The sequence below is a fragment of the Vibrio sp. A2-1 genome (assembly GCF_021728355.1).
Taxonomy (GTDB): Bacteria; Pseudomonadota; Gammaproteobacteria; order Enterobacterales; family Vibrionaceae; genus Vibrio; species Vibrio splendidus_K.
This window is the reverse complement of sequence record NZ_JAKKCO010000001.1, coordinates 787918-804276: the sequence shown is the minus strand read 5'-3', so window position 1 is coordinate 804276 and position 16359 is coordinate 787918. Positions and strand designations below refer to the sequence as shown.

The window sequence follows — 16359 nt, the reverse complement described above, 5'->3', positions numbered from 1 at the left end:
ACTGAGCTGTCGTTGCGCTTAGGTTCAAACGCTGAGCTTGAATTAAAACGTTACGCCAGTTTGGAAAATAACATTTGCGTATGGTGTGCATTCACCAGTGCGAATAACCGCGCGGCTTTCATGCGTTCGCTCTTTGAATTCTTCATGAGTGATGTAAGTAATCGAAAGCGGTTTGCCGCAACGCGCTTCTTCTGTCTTGATCAAATCAATCAGCGCAGCGTGGTGCTCTGGGCTTACTTTCGCAAACTCTTCTGCGATTACAACGCCTTCAATTTGAGATTCATCCAGCATGGTTTTTACTGTCTGCTGAAAACTTGGAACACCGTGAGTCAAAGCAAGGTCTATGCGAGTCACATGATCCGGAATCGGCAACCCTGCATCACAAATCGTGATTTCATCTGTATGGCCAAGAGTCGCCACTAGGTAAGAGAGCTCAGAGTTTATTAGGGTACTTTTTTTCATATCACGACCTATCGAAAAATAACGCTTAATGGGTTGAGAACAACTCAAGAAAAAGCCATCGAAACGTTTCGATAGTGATAATAGTGTGTGATTTATCATTTGCACGTTTGATTGTTTTAGAGTGTGACAACGATCATCGAAACGTTTCGATGGGGCGTTTTTTGGTGATCGCAATCACTTTCATCGACAATTAAGAAGGTAAGGCAACGTAACGTTAACTTAAGGAAAAGGGAGCTAAGGTTTACTCACCGGAACATTTAGAACAGATTCTGTAGGGGATGTTTTAAGAGGGTTTTCTGATGCTACATAACCGGCTTCATTGGTATTGGGTATGACGAACAAGGTATAGCCATATCGAGGAATCGTAACAATTTTGATGTTAGATGCTCTCAAGCGAACAAAAACATTCCTTAAGCAATAAATGACATTGGTTAGTGCTTGTGTCGGCACCGTTTCGTTTCCCCAACATGCATTCACGATGTCTTTTCTAGGGATGGGTTGTCCGGCGCTTTTCGACAGTAGACAAAGCACGGAAAACAAGTGGTGACGTAAATAGATCTTGTTCCCCTGTTTGTTAGTGATGTTTCGAGTATCTACATTAAGAGTTAGGTCGCCAAAGTGGATTTCGTTATTCATTGTTTTTCGATCTTTCTCATTCTTCATTGTGGAGGAGTGGGTTGGGATAGCAGATAAAGCGCGCGGATTATGCAAAATAACGTCACTGTTGAAAGTAAGCCTTCGTAAGTCCTTACCAATAAAATATAAAAATCGGATAGTTTGAAAAATAAGGGGAGGTCTGGTCTAGAAATGGATTGATTTTTATTTGCTTATTATTCAGATGTTTATTTTGTTTTAACTGATTGTGTTGTTTGAAATTACAAAGTGATTATATTTTTATTTATTTTTTTGTTTTCTGTGAGATTAACCTCCTTGCCAATTCGACGGGGTGTCGGATAATTCTAACAAGATTGTGCAGCAGTGGAAGGCGTAACAATCTTGATTTGCAATAAGTAAGGTCAAGCAGTAATGAACAACAAACTAATTTTCAGCATCGCGATGATGTCAGCATTTGCAGCAAACAATGTAATAGCAGCAGACAGTGGTTTCTATCTAGGCGGCGCAATCGGTAGCTCTGGTATTGATGATGGTGGTTTAGTTTCATCAACTACAGCTCCAGTGACCTTTGAAGCCGAAGATAATTCTTACCGCCTGATTGCAGGATACAAGTTTAATCGAATCGTATCACTTGAACTGCAGTACACAGACTTTGGTGATGTAGTAGCTAAAAACCCGCTAAGTGGTGATGGCTTTACCTGGACTCCTCAAATCGCTTCAGTAGCAGCGAACGTTGGTTACACATTCGATAATGGCGTGCGCCCATTTGGCACCATTGGCCTTTCTTCAATCGATTTAGATATGAAATATTCAGATGGTTCACGTCCTTCGAGTTCAGATTTCGATGATACAGGTACAGGTCTACGTTTGGGAGTCGGTGTTGAATACACGCCGCCAAAATTCTCTGAGTTTAGCTTAAGACTTGGTTATGAAGCCGATGCCTTTACTATAGAAACTTACGAGGGTGCTTTTGCTCAAAAAAGAAAAGTTGAAAGAGACATTGTATTGGACTCATTTTATGTTGGTGCAACATACAACTTTTAAGTTTCACACTTTGCTAAACGATAAATCGGTTTCTAAATGGGGCGTCGGTTGGCTCAACTCGTTTAGCTAAAGTGGAAAGCCGCAGTTTTTAACTGCGGCTTTTTTCTATCTGTTTTGTTAGGCCTTACGTTGAGTTAAGTTGATTTGAGTTGCTTTAGCAAGAGCGGGTGAGACGTCTGTTTAAAGCGAATATCAATTGGGCAGCTAGGCTTCACGGATATGAGCGGTGACAGCAACGATGGCATGGTCAGTACTGAATTGGTCGTGTTCAAAGCTGGGATTGATGAGGTGATGGTCGAGCACTGTGTAGCGAGAGATCTCCATCAAGCTTGATGAGTTCTGACAATCGAACTCATTGGACATCAAAATGTAGTCCAGTACAGAACCAGAGGCACCATAATAGTGCGTTGGTTTGCGTTGCTCTAGTAAGTCTTCTTCGTGCAGTTGATGATAGAGATCCCAACTGTCTTTCAAGCGAAAGTGGGAAAGCCAATGCTTGCTGCTTTCGTCTCGATTTATTGAATAACTTAGTAGCCCTTTGAACTCATCGTGAAACAGTGGTTTGTTAAAATCACCCATTAACACTACAGGCTGATCGGTTTGGTAACGCTGATTGGTGATGTATTGATGGAGCATCTGTGCTTCTAGGCCGCGCTGGACACTTGATAACCAAGAACCAAGTTGCTCTTGGTGAAGTCTAGTCAACGTGTCACTTTTCGGCTTGTGTTTGCCCGAGGCTTTAGAGCTATCAGCGTTATCTGGAGTTTGCCCTTTTGGTTCAGTAGGTCGCTGAGATTTGAAGTGCACCACATAACAATCAGTCGAGCCTAAATGGGGTAAGGTAATTGTGGCGTGTACTGGCGTTCGGTTGAATGAAAAACTGTCATTAAGATTGAAGGCTGAAAGCAACTCTAAATCGGGTTTAACCGGCTGCACTTTTTCAATCGGGTAGCGAGAGGCGATACCCACGACAGGCGAGGTATACAGGTAATCATCTTCAACATGTGCGCTATCGACGACAGCAAAGTACGGGTAACCAAGCTCCTTCATCAATTGCTCTAAAGACTGCGGGCTAAATATCTCTTGAAAGCCAATCACATCGCAATCTATTGAACCAATCGTTTCCGCCATCCAATGTTGCTTCTTCTGCCATTCTTCGAAGCTGTAGATATTCTCGAAATCATAATAAGCATTCGGTGGTTCGAGGTAGTTCAAAAGGTTGAACGTTGCGAATGTTATGTGGTTTGGTTTGTTCAAAGTGTCATTCCCTTTAGACCTAGGCAGCAAGGATACTCCAGTAAAGTATAGTTTGTTGATTATTTGGGGGTTAAGTTTGATTAATTAGGCCAATCAAAGTCAGCGACGCTTCTGTCATTTACGTTAGTGAGACTATTGTGATGCAGTTTTAACCTGCGTCATCAAATAAATTCGAGTAGTGACGAGTTAATTGTAAATAAACGGTAAGAGTTAGGGTGCTGATGGTTTTATTAGTTATTACATGATGTTAGATTTGAACCTATACTTGATTTAACGGCATGCATTCAAAGCCGATTAATCAACTTGAATATCGAATTCATGACATTTGAAGGGAGAGTCAAATGGGAACAGATTTCCGAAGCAAAGCCTCGCAGCGCACTCAGTTTTTCAGGTTAAATTTAACTTCATGTGCAGTCATGCTGCCGCTTATTGCTCTATATCCCTCCGTTACACACGCTTCTGATACCGAATTTACTCCAGCCGTCACCGTTATTGAAACCACTCAACTGGTTGGTTTTGGTGAAGCAAAATATCCTGTCGACTTCACTCACTTCGATTACGTTAATCCTGATGCGCCAAAGCAGGGCAAAGTGACTTATGGCAGCATTGGTACGTACGATAGCTTTAATCGATTCGGTTCCCGCGGCGTTGCAGCTAGCTACACAGGGGAAATCTACGATACCTTGATGTTTTCTCCGAGCGACGAGATTGATGCGTACTATCCATTGATCGCTTCCAAAATTCGTTACGCAAGCGACTTCTCTTGGATGGAAATCGACATCAACCCAGATGCTAAATTCCAAGACGGCAAGCCAATCACAGCTCACGATGTTGCCTTCACCTTTGATAAGTTTTCAAAAGAAGGTGTGCCTCAATATCGCGTGTATTACAAAGAAATTGAATCAGTAACCGCTGTCTCTGATTTGGTTGTGCGTATTGAGATGAGCAAGCCAAACCGTGAGAAGCTATTTAGCTTTGCCCAAAGCACTCGTGTATTACCAAAACATTTCTGGAAAGACAGAAAACTGTCTGAGCCGCTAAGTGAACCGCCTGTGGGCAGTGGCCCTTATAAGATCATCAGCTATAAATCGGGTCAAAGCGTGACCTACGGTTTAGATGAAAATTACTGGGCTGCGGATCTGCCTGTTAACGTGGGTCGCAACAACTTCAAGCAAGTGCAGTACGATTACTATCGCGATGACACGGTAATGCTGGAAGCCTTCAAAGCAGGGGAGTTCGATCTTCGAACCGAAAACTCGGCTAAGTTCTGGGCCAATTCATATACGGGCGCAAACTTCGACAAAGGCTACATCATTAAAGAAGAGATCAACCATGAGAAGCCAGAGACGACTCAAGGTTTTGTCTTCAATATTCAATCTCCGGTGTTCTCTGATCCTAAAGTTCGAGAAGCGTTAACCTACGCGATGGACTTTGAGTGGATGAACAAGAATATGTTCTATGGTCAGTACAAACGGACTCGTAGTTACTTCCAAAACACCGACTATGAAGCGAAAGGCTTACCAAGCGAAGCTGAAGTTGAGTTGTTGTCTCAGTACAAAGATCAAATCCCGCCAAGAGTTTTCACCGAAGAATTCCAGCCATCAGTAACCGATGGCAGTGGCCGTATCCGTAGCCAAATGCGTACCGCTTTCAAACTGCTGAAAGAAGCGGGTTGGGTATTGAAAGACAAAGTGATGACCAATGAAAAGACTGGCAAGCCGATGTCGTTTGAGTTGTTGATTTACAGCCCAACCACAGAGCGTATCGCAACACCGGTTCAAAAGAACCTCAAGCGTATGGGTATCGAAATGAAGATTCGTACTATCGATACGACTCAGTACATCAAGCGACTGCGTGATCGCGATTTCGATATGGTGTCTTCATCGTTTTCTGCAAACCCTTATCCTAGCCCGAACTTAATGATTGTTTGGAACTCTAACTACATTGATTCTACTTACAATACTGCAGGTGTGATGGATCCGGTGGTTGATGCGTTAACAGAAGAAATTGCGCGTAACCAACAGCATCCTGAAAAACTTCTTACGCTTGGTCGTTCGCTAGACCGTGTACTGCAGTGGAATTTCTACAACATCCCTCAATGGCACGTCGGTGAATATCGCGTAGCAATGTGGGACAAGTTCGAGCGTCCAGATGTATTACCTAAATACGATTTAGGCATTGATACATGGTGGATTTCAGAAGAGAAGGCAGCTTTGCTTCCTGAAAAACGTCGCTAGGAGTTAGTTAGCATGGCCGCGTATATATTTCGGCGTTTACTGTTGGTGATCCCCACGCTGTGGGCGATCATCACCATCAATTTTTTCATTATTCAGATCGCGCCTGGTGGTCCGGTAGAACAAGCCGTTGCACAATTAGAAGGGCATAACTCTGGCATCATGGAGCGTTTTTCTGGTGGTGGACAAGAAGTTGATTTAAGCGAAAGTGACCAAGCTTCTGCCAGTGGCTATAAAGGGTCTCGCGGACTTGATCCTGAAGTGGTTGAAGAGATCAAAAAGCAGTTCGGTTTTGATAAGCCAATTCATGTTCGTTACTTCGACATGTTGAAAAACTACGCAACCTTTAACTTTGGCGAAAGCCTGTTCAAGGGCGGTAACGTTATTGATTTAATCATCGAGCGGCTGCCTGTTTCCATCTCCTTAGGGTTATGGAGTACCTTAATCATCTACGTGATTTCGATACCTTTAGGCATCATGAAGGCGATACATCACGGCTCTCGCTTTGATATTTGGTCGAGCGCGGTGGTGATTGTCGGTTACGCGGTGCCGGGCTTCCTGTTTGCGATCATCCTGATTATTTTGTTCGCCAGTGGTAACTACTTCAGTTGGTTCCCATTGCGTGGACTCGTGTCGAGTAACTTCGACCAGCTCAATTGGTATCAGCAAATTGGCGACTACTTCTGGCACTTAGCGTTGCCTATTTTTGCGATGGTCATCGGTGGCTTTGCAACACTCAGCATGCTGACCAAAAACTCCTTTCTTGATGAGATCAATAAGCAATATGTGGTGACCGCCCGAGCGAAAGGTTTGGACGAGAGCAGCATTCTCTACAAGCACGTTTTCCGTAATGCGATGTTGATCATTATTGCCGGTTTCCCGAGTGCATTTATTAGTATTTTCTTCACGGGTTCTATGTTGATTGAAGTGATGTTTTCACTCGAGGGCATTGGTCTGCTTGGCTTTGAGTCGACCATTCAGAGAGATTACCCAGTGGTGTTCAGTTCTCTCTATATCATGACCTTGCTTGGCTTGGTGCTGAGCATTATCTCCGACCTGACGTATACCTGGGTTGATCCTCGAATTGATTTTGAAGCGCGTTAATGGCGAATGAATAACAAGGTATTGATAATAAATGTTTAACAACCCTTTAGCTGAAGCTCGTTGGTTACGTTTTAAAGCAAACAAGCGTGGTTTTATTTCCCTTTGGATATTTACCATCTTGTTTGGATTGAGCCTGTTCGCTGAGATTATCGCCAACGACAAGCCACTCTTGGTTTCTTATGATAATCAGTGGTTTGTGCCTGTTATCAATGAGTATGCCGAGACCGAATTTGGTGGCGAGTTTGAAACCGAAGCCGACTATAAAGACCCATATGTTATCGAACTCATCGAAGACAATGGATACATCGTGTGGCCAATCATTCCGTTTAGCTACGACACGATAAACTTCGATATTTCTGGCGCTGTGCCTTCGGAACCTGATTCCGTTAACTGGTTAGGAACCGATGATAAAGGGCGAGATGTGTTAGCTCGCATTATTTATGGGTTCCGTATTTCCGTGTTATTTGGTTTTATTCTGACGATTGTATCGAGTGTTGTCGGTGTAGTGGTTGGCGCGACACAAGGCTATTACGGTGGTTGGATCGATTTGCTCGGGCAGCGTTTTATCGAAGTCTGGTCTGGCATGCCGACTTTGTTCTTGCTGATTATTTTGTCTAGCTTTATCGAGCCTAATTTCTGGTGGTTGCTCGGGATTATGGTGTTGTTCAGTTGGATGAGTCTAGTGGGCATCGTGCGAGCTGAATTCCTACGCTGTCGAAACTTTGATTACGTAAGAGCCGCGCAAGCGATGGGCGTTGATGACAAACGCATTATGCTTCGTCATATGCTGCCAAATGCGATGGTGGCGTCGTTAACCATGATGCCATTTATCCTTTCTGGCTCTGTCACCACATTAACCTCATTAGATTTCTTGGGCTTTGGTCTTCCTGCTGGTTCGCCTTCTTTAGGTGAGCTTTTGGCGCAAGGTAAAGCTAATTTACAAGCGCCTTGGCTTGGTATTTCTGCCTTTGTCGTACTTTCTCTGATGCTTACGTTACTCGTCTTCGTTGGTGAAGCGGTGCGTGATGCCTTCGACCCACATCAACAGAAGTAAGGATAAGTTATGACTTCAAATACAGTTCCTACTTCAGGGTCAACAGCAGAGGCTTCTAATGCATCTCCAGTTCTGACCATAGATAAACTGTCTGTCGGTTTCGGCCGAAAAGATTCGATAGAGCAAGTGACGCAAGATGTCTCTTTAGAAATATACAAAGGTGAGACATTGGCGCTGGTGGGCGAGAGTGGTTCAGGTAAATCTGTTACAGCCAACTCGATTTTAAAACTGCTGCCTAAAGGCTCATCGCACTACTTAAACGGTAAGATTAACTTCTCTGGTACCGATATCCTGAGTTGCTCTGAAAGACAGCTGCGCGGGATTCGTGGTGGCCGCATTGGTATGATCTTCCAAGAGCCTATGGTTTCATTGAATCCGCTTCATCGAGTCGGTAAGCAACTGGTTGAAACTCTATCTATTCACCGAGGGATGCGAACCAACAAAGCGCAAGCCTTGGCTATAGAATGGCTATCAAAGGTTGGGATTCGTTACCCGGAACAAAAAATATCGGCTTACCCTCATGAATTATCGGGTGGTGAACGTCAACGTGTAATGATAGCGATGGCATTAATCAACGAACCAGAGCTACTTATCGCAGATGAACCTACAACTGCGTTGGATGTTTCGGTGCAAGCGCAAATCCTCGATCTTCTGAATGATCTTCAACAAGAGCTGGGTATGGCGATGCTTTTTATCACCCATGATTTGAGTATTGTTCGTAAAATTGCTGACAGAGTAGCGGTAATGAAAGATGGCCGCTTAGTTGAAAGTAATGACTGTAAAACACTCTTCAACACGCCTGCGCACCCTTATACTCAAAAACTTATTAACTCAGATCCTAAAGGCTTACCTGTTCCAGTATCACCGGAAAGTAAACCCCTGCTCAACGTCGACCAACTGCGTGTTTGGTTCCCAATTACAGGAGGCTTATTCAAGCGGACTATTTCGCATGTTAAAGCCGTCACCGACATGGAGTTCAGCTTGAAAAAAGGGCACTCAATCGGTTTAGTTGGAGAGAGTGGCTCTGGTAAATCAACAACCGGTATGGCGATATTGAAGTTGGTGGAGAGTGAAGGTTCAATTACCTACGCTGACGAACAAATTCAAGGCTTAAACCGCCAGCAGATGCTACCGTTTCGAAGCCGTATGCAAGTGGTCTTTCAAGACCCATTCTCTGCCTTGAACCCAAGAATGTCAGTTGCTCAAGTTATTGGTGAGGGTTTATTGGTACATCAGCAATTGGACGACACTGAACTCGACCAACGCATCTGTGACGTAATGAAAGAGGTCGACCTCGACCCTGAAACTCGTCACCGTTACCCCAACGAATTTTCTGGCGGGCAGAGGCAACGTATCGCGATTGCACGTGCTTTGATTTTAAAGCCAGAGTTTATCTTGCTAGATGAACCAACATCTTCGTTAGACAGAACCGTCCAAGCGCAGGTGTTGGATTTGCTGAAGTCACTTCAAGAAAAGTATGGCCTGACTTACCTATTTATTAGCCATGACCTCAACGTGGTGAAGTCTCTATGTCACTACACCATTGTGATGAAAGCTGGAGAGGTGATAGAGAAGGGCGACACGGAAACTTTGTTTGGCAATCCACAGCATGAGTACACCAAGCAACTTGTGAGTCTTTCGAATGTCGGTGTTGTATAGGTTAGTGGATTACCCATCGAATTAGCACCTATCTTGTGAATATCAATAAATCGCTTCTGTTCTGCAGAGGCGATTTTTCTTTGTAGACACTGAATTTCGTTAAGTCTTCAGATCTACATAACTTACAAACATGTTCGAATTGCCGTGATGGTTCTATTCCTAGGTTACAAATTAATCTTTTCTACATTTCCCCAATCAAAACTTCTTTCTTGTATTGTCATTAATACTTTGATTTTAAGTACTAAAATCAAAATTTGAGATGGTTTTAGGTTAAATGTATTTGTAAGCAAATGTAGGTGAATGTAACCATTTGACTACTTTATTTTATTGATTAAATTGATGGAATATTGCTTTAAATGGAATTTGGCTAGTTAGAATGATTGCATATTTACTGAAACGTTTTGCTTTAGTCGTACCTACGTTTCTTGGTATTACGATTTTGATATTCGCGATCACGCGTTTTGTCCCTGGTGGTCCTGTTGAGAGGATGCTGGCAAACATGCAGCCTCAGGGGGACGGTGGTGGCGCGTCTAGTCTCGTTGGCCAAAACTCAGCTCTGTCTGAAGATCAGCTTGCTGATCTAAATAAATTTTATGGATTAGATAAACCGGTAACGGAAGCGTATCTCGAATGGTTAGTTCGACTTGTTCATTTTGATCTAGGCGAGTCGACGCGCTACTACGAACCTGTCAGTGACATGATTTTTGAGCGCCTGCCAGTCTCTGTTATGTATGGTGGTGTTACCTTTTTCATCAGTTATTTTATCTCTATTCCTCTTGGTTATTTTAAGGCGATGAAGCACGGCAGCGTTTTTGATTCTGTTTCATCAATCATGATTTTTGTCGGCTATGCCTTACCGGGATATGTGGTCGGCGTGCTTCTTATTACGTTTTTCAGTTATCACCTAGAGTGGTTCCCAATGGGAGGCTTTGTTGATGATGACTTCGACGACTTCAATACTTTCTCAGAGCAAATTACTGACATTTTGTGGCATGCGGTCTTACCTTTGCTTTGTTACCTGATAGGTGACTTTGCGACGTTAACCATGACCATGAAGAATAATTTGATGGAAAACTTATCGTCAGATTACATTCGCACCGCTATCGCTAAAGGTTTGCCTTTCAGAGAGGCGATTCGTAAACACGCACTACGCAATAGTTTAATTCCAATCGCTAGCCACTTTGGCAACTCTCTTCTTTTCTTCATGACGGGCTCTTTCTTAATTGAGGTCATATTCGATATAAATGGCATAGGCCTGCTTGGTTATGAATCAATTGTAGAAAGAGATTACCCAGTGGTTATGGGTATTGTCGCAATCAACGCCTGCATATTGCTACTTGGCAATATCTTGTCTGATGTTTGCGTTGCATTGGTCGATCCTAGAGTGAAATTTGGAGCTTGATGATGATTAAATTAAATCCGCTGACGCTAAAGCAGATCAAGCGATTCAAACAAATAAAGCGTGGATACTGGTCGCTGATAATTCTATCCGTAATGTTGTTACTGTCTCTTTTTGCTGAAGCGTTGATCAACAGTAAGGCTTTGGTGGTGCGTTATCAGGGGGAATATTACTTTCCAATGGTATCTGATGTTTACTCAGGTAAGACCTTTGGTTTGGAGTCTTCGGGAGAGGCAAACTATCGACTACTTCAATTAGCGCTTAAAGATAAAAACAATGGTGACTTTGCGATTCTACCTTTAGTGCCTTGGAATCCGTATGAACAAGACTTCTCCGGCGAATATCCACCACATGCTCCAAGTGCCTACTCAAAACACTATTTGGGAACAGATGTAATCGGCCGGGACATTTTAGCCAGACTGGTTTATGGATTCAGAACTGCAATGGGATTTGCTCTGATAACAATGGTCATTGCATACAGCATTGGTGTAACAGTTGGTTGTGCAATGGGTTTCTTTGGTGGCAAGTTTGATCTGATTGTTCAAAGAATCATTGAAACTTGGTCTATGGTTCCGTTCCTTTACGTGATCATGATTTTGGTTTCGATAGCGCAACCAACGTTTATGCTTTTCGTGTTAATTAATGTGACTTTTGGGTGGATGGGTATTACTTGGTATATGCGGACGATGACCTACAGAGAATCGGCCCGAGAGTATGTCTTAGCAGCAAAGGCTTTAGGCGCATCAACAGCAAGGATCATCTTTCACCATATTTTACCCAACACAATGGTAATGATCGTTACTTTGGCCCCTTTCACTATTGCTGCAAACATTACAGCTCTTACCGCATTGGATTATTTAGGTTTAGGTCTTATTCCACCTACCCCTAGCTGGGGGGAGCTTCTTCAGCAAGGTAAGTCAAACTTAGATTCCCCATGGATTGTTGGTTCCGTTGTGACCGCAATAGTCGGTGTGTTGGTCATGGTTACATTCATTGGTGAAGCGATAAGAACAGCCTTTGATCCGAAAAAATACACAGTTTATAGATAAGCACTAGGAAGTGATGATGTACAGATATGGACTATTCGCTTTGTTGTTGAGTTTTCTAGCTCAAGCACAGCAAACACCAGACAATTTGGAATGGCATAGTAACTGGGTTGATCCAGTATTTGCGTCTGATGAAGCTAAGCGCGGAGGCACATTACGCAGCTATATGCCTAGCTTTCCACAAACACTGCGTTCAGTTGGCCCAGACGCGAACTCTGGCATCCGTTTCTATTTAATGGATGGCACACCAAAATTGTCGCAACGACATCCAAATACAGACAGTTGGATTCCTCAACTGGCTAATGAATGGGCATTTGGGGATGATCACAAGACAGTTTATTTCAAACTGAATCCTGATGCGAAATGGTCTGACGGAGAGAGCGTAACGGCTGACGACTATCTATTTATGCTGACGTATTACCGTTCGAAAGACATTATTGATCCTTGGTATAACGACTTTTTCCGCAACAGCATCAAGGCCGTTGAAAAATTCGATGACTATACGATCAGTATTACGATGGCCGAGCCTAAAAGTAATGATGAACTTATGGCTCTTATCAATATGCCGAGTCATGGCGTTCAACCTCGCCCACAGCACCATTTTGTTGATATTAATGACGAAAATCAGGATGGCATGGATGATAACTTCGTCCGTAAATACAACTTCAAATCAGAACCAACAACGTCGCCGTATTACATTTCCAAAGTAAATAAAGGCCGAAGCATAACGTTTTCGCATGTTGGTGATAACTGGTGGGGCTACGGGAATAAATACTATAAGAATCGCTTTAATGTGGAGAAGCTTCGCATCAAGGTTATTCGCGATAGTGATATAGCCAGAAAGCACTTTGAAAAAGGAAAATTAGACACGTTTACGATGGTTCAACCTCAACTATGGCATGAGAAAACAAATTCAGAACCCTTTGCCAACGGCTATATTCAGAAATTTTGGGGTTTTAATCAAAGGCCACAAGGCGCTGGCGGTTTATGGATAAATACATCCATGCCACTGCTGAGCAACATTAATGTTCGAAAAGGCATTACTTACGCTACTGATTTTGATGGCATGATCAAAAACGTGTTGCGAGGCGATTACTCTAGAAAACCTCATGCTATGGGGTTTGGACACGGTAAATACGATTTAGAGGGTGTAGAGGCTCCACCGTTTAGACCTGAACTTGCGATTGGCTATTTCGAATCTGCAGGTTTCGATAGTATCGGTTCTGATGGTATTCGCATGAATGCCAGTGGGGTTCGTTTGAGTTTCAAAATTACATATGGCTACAACATTTGGACACCAAGAGTTGCCTATCTAAAAGAGCAAGCGAAGTTAGCTGGTCTAGAGCTCAACTTAAACCTTGTCGATGGCTCTGCTGCATTCAAATTTATTATCGAGAAAAAACACCAGCTTGCTTTTCTTAATATGGGCGGAGGGGAGATACCAGCATACAAAGAGTATTTTCACTCGACAAATGCCAACCGTCCTCAAACTAATAATCATACAAATTTTAGTTCACCAGAGCTAGATCAGAAAATTGAGGCGTTTATTTCTGAGTTTGATATGGAAAGAAAACAGCAGCTATCTCAGAGCATCCAAAGAAAAATAAAGGATGCGTATGTCATTGTGCCTGGCTATATGGTGCCTTATACACGAGATGCCTACTGGCGTTGGATTAAGTTCCCAAAGAACCCAATGACGAAGAAGACTGGCGCGATGTTTAATATTTTAGATACCAGTAATTTCTGGATTGATACAGACTTAAAAGAAGAAACTCAGTTGGCTTCTAAAGAAGGTAAGGCATATCCACCCATCACCATCATTGATGACAGATATAAGCTCTAAGGATGACCGTGGAATGAACCAAAATATTGTATTAAAAGTTCGTGACTTAGAAGCAGAGTTCAGTACTGATGAGGGCATTGTCAAGATACTAAAAGGTGTGTCCTTTGACGTGAAATCAGGCCAAACACTCGGTTTGGTTGGGGAGTCGGGCAGTGGGAAGAGCGTAACTTCCATGTCTATTATGGGACTACTTCCTAAGCCTTATGGAAAGGTCACGGCTGGAAAAATAATTTATCGTGATACAGACCTTACAGAGGTGCCTGAACATGAGATGCATAAGATGCGTGGGAATCGTATCTCAATCATTTTCCAAGACCCTATGACTGCTTTGAACCCTGTTCAGACAATTGGCAAGCAGATTGTCGAGGTTCTGGATTTGCACCATAGCCAGATGTCTAAGTCTGAAAAGATAGAGTACGCAATTGGTTTGCTTGAAAAAGTTGAAATTCCAATGCCGAAACTACGTTTCAAAGAATACCCTCATAGCCTGTCAGGGGGGATGCGACAAAGGGTAATGATTGCGATAGCTCTTGCATGTAAGCCTGACATCTTGATATGCGATGAGCCGACGACTGCATTAGATGTAACGGTTCAAGCATCCATTTTGGAGTTAATAAGAGAGCTTCAAGAAGAGACCGGGATGGCAGTGATCTTTATCACTCATGATCTAGGCGTTGTTGCGGAAATTTGCGATGAAGTCGCTGTGATGTATGACGGACGTATTGTTGAGCATGCAGAAATTTTCGAACTTTTTGATCACCCACAACATCCGTATACAAAAAGACTCTTGAGCTTAATTCCAGATCTCAATGTAGAACCGAAACAAACCATTCAAATTAACCCAATTGATTTGAATGAATTCCCAGAATATAAGGGGAATTGATTATGTCAGAAGTCATTAGAATTGAAGGGCTAAAGCAGCATTTTCTATCAGGTAAGAATCTATTTAAGAAAGGTTATTTAATCAAGGCTGTTGACGGCGTTTCATTTTCAGTGAAACAAGGTGAGACGTTAGGTTTGGTTGGAGAGTCTGGCTGTGGAAAAAGTACGCTTGGTAGAACATTACTCAAACTGTATGAGCCATCCGCTGGGAAGATCTTTTTTGAAGGCGAAGACATCACCCATTACAGCACAAAAAGAATGCGTCCACTTCGTCGAGATATGCAGATTGTATTTCAGGATCCTCTCGAATCATTGAATCAGAGGCATACAGTAGGCGGCATACTTGAAGAACCTTTTATTATTCATGGGATTGGTTCGAAGAAAGACCGAAAGCAATGGGTTTTAGATCTACTCGATAAGATCGGATTACCTCACTCCGCCGTAACCCGTTATCCGCACGAGTTTTCTGGAGGGCAGAGGCAGCGTATAGGCATAGCAAGAGCAATAGCATTAAAGCCAAAGTTATTGATTTGCGATGAGTCAGTATCGGCATTAGATGTTTCTGTGCAAGCACAGATATTGAATTTATTACTAAAAATACAAAAAGAGATGAACCTTTCCATTATTTTTATTTCACACGATCTCTCTGTCGTTAAGCACATTTCAGATAATGTGGTCGTAATGAAAAAAGGTAAAATAATTGAGTTTGGAAGTGTGGAAGATGTTTATAAAAACCCAAAAGAAGAATATACAAAAACTCTATTAGCGTCGATTCCAATAACGCATCCATCTCAAAGGAATAAAATAAAAACAACGAGGTCAGCTAAACAGGCTTAAAACTGGAAAAAGAAAATGTAGATATAATACGGAAGTGTAATACAAGAAGGAAAATATGAATAAACTACTTATGTTGCCAGCGTTCATGCTGGTGGCGCCTTCGCTCGCCCTAGCAAATAATTTGCAAGATGAGTGGGAGTCCAAAAACAATGAAAATCCTTGGTCTGGATACATTAGCGCTGACTATTCTCGAAACGGTTATGAAGACAGTGCGTCTTTAGCAAATCGTTCGGCTTCTGCAACGGGCGTTGTCCGATATTCGTTTTCAGACAAATCTCGACTCCAAGTCGTGGCGTCAGGTTACCATTTGTCCGACGGTGATGAATATGGGACTAGGGGACAATTCTGGAATGATACGTCCATCTCGTTGGGGCGCAATGGATTATTCAAACCAACTGATGGTTCATCACTGAGTGGCGAGGTGAGAGTAATATTGCCGACGTCCAAATGGTCAAGGAGGAACGATTTAACGTTAGGAACTAGATTGAAAGTCAGGTGGAGTGCTCCATTCGATAATTGGATTGAAGGGCTTTCATTGAGTAATACGTTATTACTTAGAAAAAACTTTCACGAATATAAAACAGCCGGTGGTAATCAGCTTATTGAATACCAATTGAGTAGCCAATTTTCTCTTGATTATGTTTTTGCAGAAGACTTCTATTTTAACATTTTCGTAATGCCTAGACAGTCATGGAATTATAGCGGGAACACATTTGATCCAACTCTATTACATGGGGGAGAGGTGGGCTACCAAATAACTAAGAGTATTTCTATTTCTTCTGGACTGACTAATGGCATTAGTTATTACAATCCAGAAAGAGGTTCAAACCCTCTTAATGATTTAGTCGATTTAAAGAAAACAACTTATTACGCAGTGATTAACTATCAATTCTAATATTGCTCCGTTCGCATTGAATTTAGGT

Annotated in this window: 14 protein-coding genes; 11 read left to right on the top strand and 3 right to left on the bottom strand. The window is 42.5% G+C overall.

The window, feature by feature from the left end; genetic code table 11:
• Positions 1 to 42 precede the first annotated feature (42 nt).
• Together rbsD and L3V33_RS03370 are read right to left on the bottom strand one after the other, a co-directional pair.
• Positions 43 to 462 carry a D-ribose pyranase gene (gene rbsD / locus L3V33_RS03375; protein ID WP_065206271.1) on the bottom strand — a complete coding sequence of 140 codons (420 nt, stop codon included), beginning with the start codon at positions 460 to 462 and terminating at the stop codon, positions 43 to 45.
• Between the two features lie 234 nt (positions 463 to 696).
• Positions 697 to 1098 carry a winged helix-turn-helix domain-containing protein gene (locus L3V33_RS03370; RefSeq protein WP_114635460.1) on the bottom strand — a complete coding sequence of 134 codons (402 nt, stop codon included), beginning with the start codon at positions 1096 to 1098 and terminating at the stop codon, positions 697 to 699.
• Between the two features lie 390 nt (positions 1099 to 1488).
• On the opposite strand from L3V33_RS03370, the gene L3V33_RS03365 reads away from it, so the two are divergent.
• Complete coding sequence (locus tag L3V33_RS03365) at positions 1489 to 2121, top strand: porin family protein (RefSeq protein ID WP_237289023.1); 633 nt, start codon at positions 1489 to 1491, stop codon at positions 2119 to 2121.
• A gap of 204 nt (positions 2122 to 2325) precedes the next feature.
• Here L3V33_RS03365 and L3V33_RS03360 read toward each other — a convergent pair whose 3' ends face one another.
• Positions 2326 to 3378, bottom strand: coding sequence for an endonuclease/exonuclease/phosphatase family protein (locus L3V33_RS03360; RefSeq protein ID WP_237289020.1), 1053 nt, complete (start codon positions 3376 to 3378; stop codon positions 2326 to 2328).
• A 341-nt stretch (positions 3379 to 3719) separates the two neighbouring features.
• Between L3V33_RS03360 and L3V33_RS03355 the strand changes: the two genes are divergently transcribed.
• The 10 genes from L3V33_RS03355 (at position 3720) to L3V33_RS03310 (ending at position 16331) form a co-directional block, all read left to right on the top strand.
• Positions 3720 to 5615, top strand: a complete 1896-nt coding sequence (locus tag L3V33_RS03355) for an extracellular solute-binding protein (RefSeq protein WP_237289017.1) — start codon at positions 3720 to 3722, stop codon at positions 5613 to 5615.
• A gap of 12 nt (positions 5616 to 5627) precedes the next feature.
• Complete coding sequence (locus tag L3V33_RS03350) at positions 5628 to 6716, top strand: microcin C ABC transporter permease YejB (RefSeq protein WP_004730359.1); 1089 nt, start codon at positions 5628 to 5630, stop codon at positions 6714 to 6716.
• A gap of 31 nt (positions 6717 to 6747) precedes the next feature.
• The gene (locus tag L3V33_RS03345; protein ID WP_237289016.1) at positions 6748 to 7770 is read left to right on the top strand and encodes an ABC transporter permease; all 1023 of its coding nucleotides are present in this window, start codon (positions 6748 to 6750) and stop codon (positions 7768 to 7770) included.
• 9 nt (positions 7771 to 7779) lie between these two features.
• The gene (gene yejF, locus L3V33_RS03340) at positions 7780 to 9429 is read left to right on the top strand and encodes a microcin C ABC transporter ATP-binding protein YejF (protein ID WP_237289013.1); all 1650 of its coding nucleotides are present in this window, start codon (positions 7780 to 7782) and stop codon (positions 9427 to 9429) included.
• A gap of 376 nt (positions 9430 to 9805) precedes the next feature.
• Positions 9806 to 10831, top strand: coding sequence for an ABC transporter permease subunit (locus L3V33_RS03335; RefSeq protein ID WP_017074025.1), 1026 nt, complete (start codon positions 9806 to 9808; stop codon positions 10829 to 10831).
• A gap of 2 nt (positions 10832 to 10833) precedes the next feature.
• A complete protein-coding gene (locus L3V33_RS03330) occupies positions 10834 to 11877 on the top strand; it encodes an ABC transporter permease subunit (protein ID WP_146453876.1) in 1044 nt (347 codons plus the stop codon).
• Between the two features lie 16 nt (positions 11878 to 11893).
• A complete protein-coding gene (locus L3V33_RS03325; protein ID WP_237289011.1) occupies positions 11894 to 13717 on the top strand; it encodes an extracellular solute-binding protein in 1824 nt (607 codons plus the stop codon).
• Positions 13718 to 13730: 13 nt separating this feature from the next.
• Positions 13731 to 14600, top strand: coding sequence for an ABC transporter ATP-binding protein (locus L3V33_RS03320; RefSeq protein ID WP_171310623.1), 870 nt, complete (start codon positions 13731 to 13733; stop codon positions 14598 to 14600).
• A gap of 2 nt (positions 14601 to 14602) precedes the next feature.
• The gene (locus tag L3V33_RS03315) at positions 14603 to 15436 is read left to right on the top strand and encodes an ATP-binding cassette domain-containing protein (protein ID WP_171330069.1); all 834 of its coding nucleotides are present in this window, start codon (positions 14603 to 14605) and stop codon (positions 15434 to 15436) included.
• 55 nt (positions 15437 to 15491) lie between these two features.
• A complete protein-coding gene (locus L3V33_RS03310) occupies positions 15492 to 16331 on the top strand; it encodes a hypothetical protein (RefSeq protein WP_237289008.1) in 840 nt (279 codons plus the stop codon).
• The last annotated feature ends 28 nt before the right edge of the window (positions 16332 to 16359 follow it).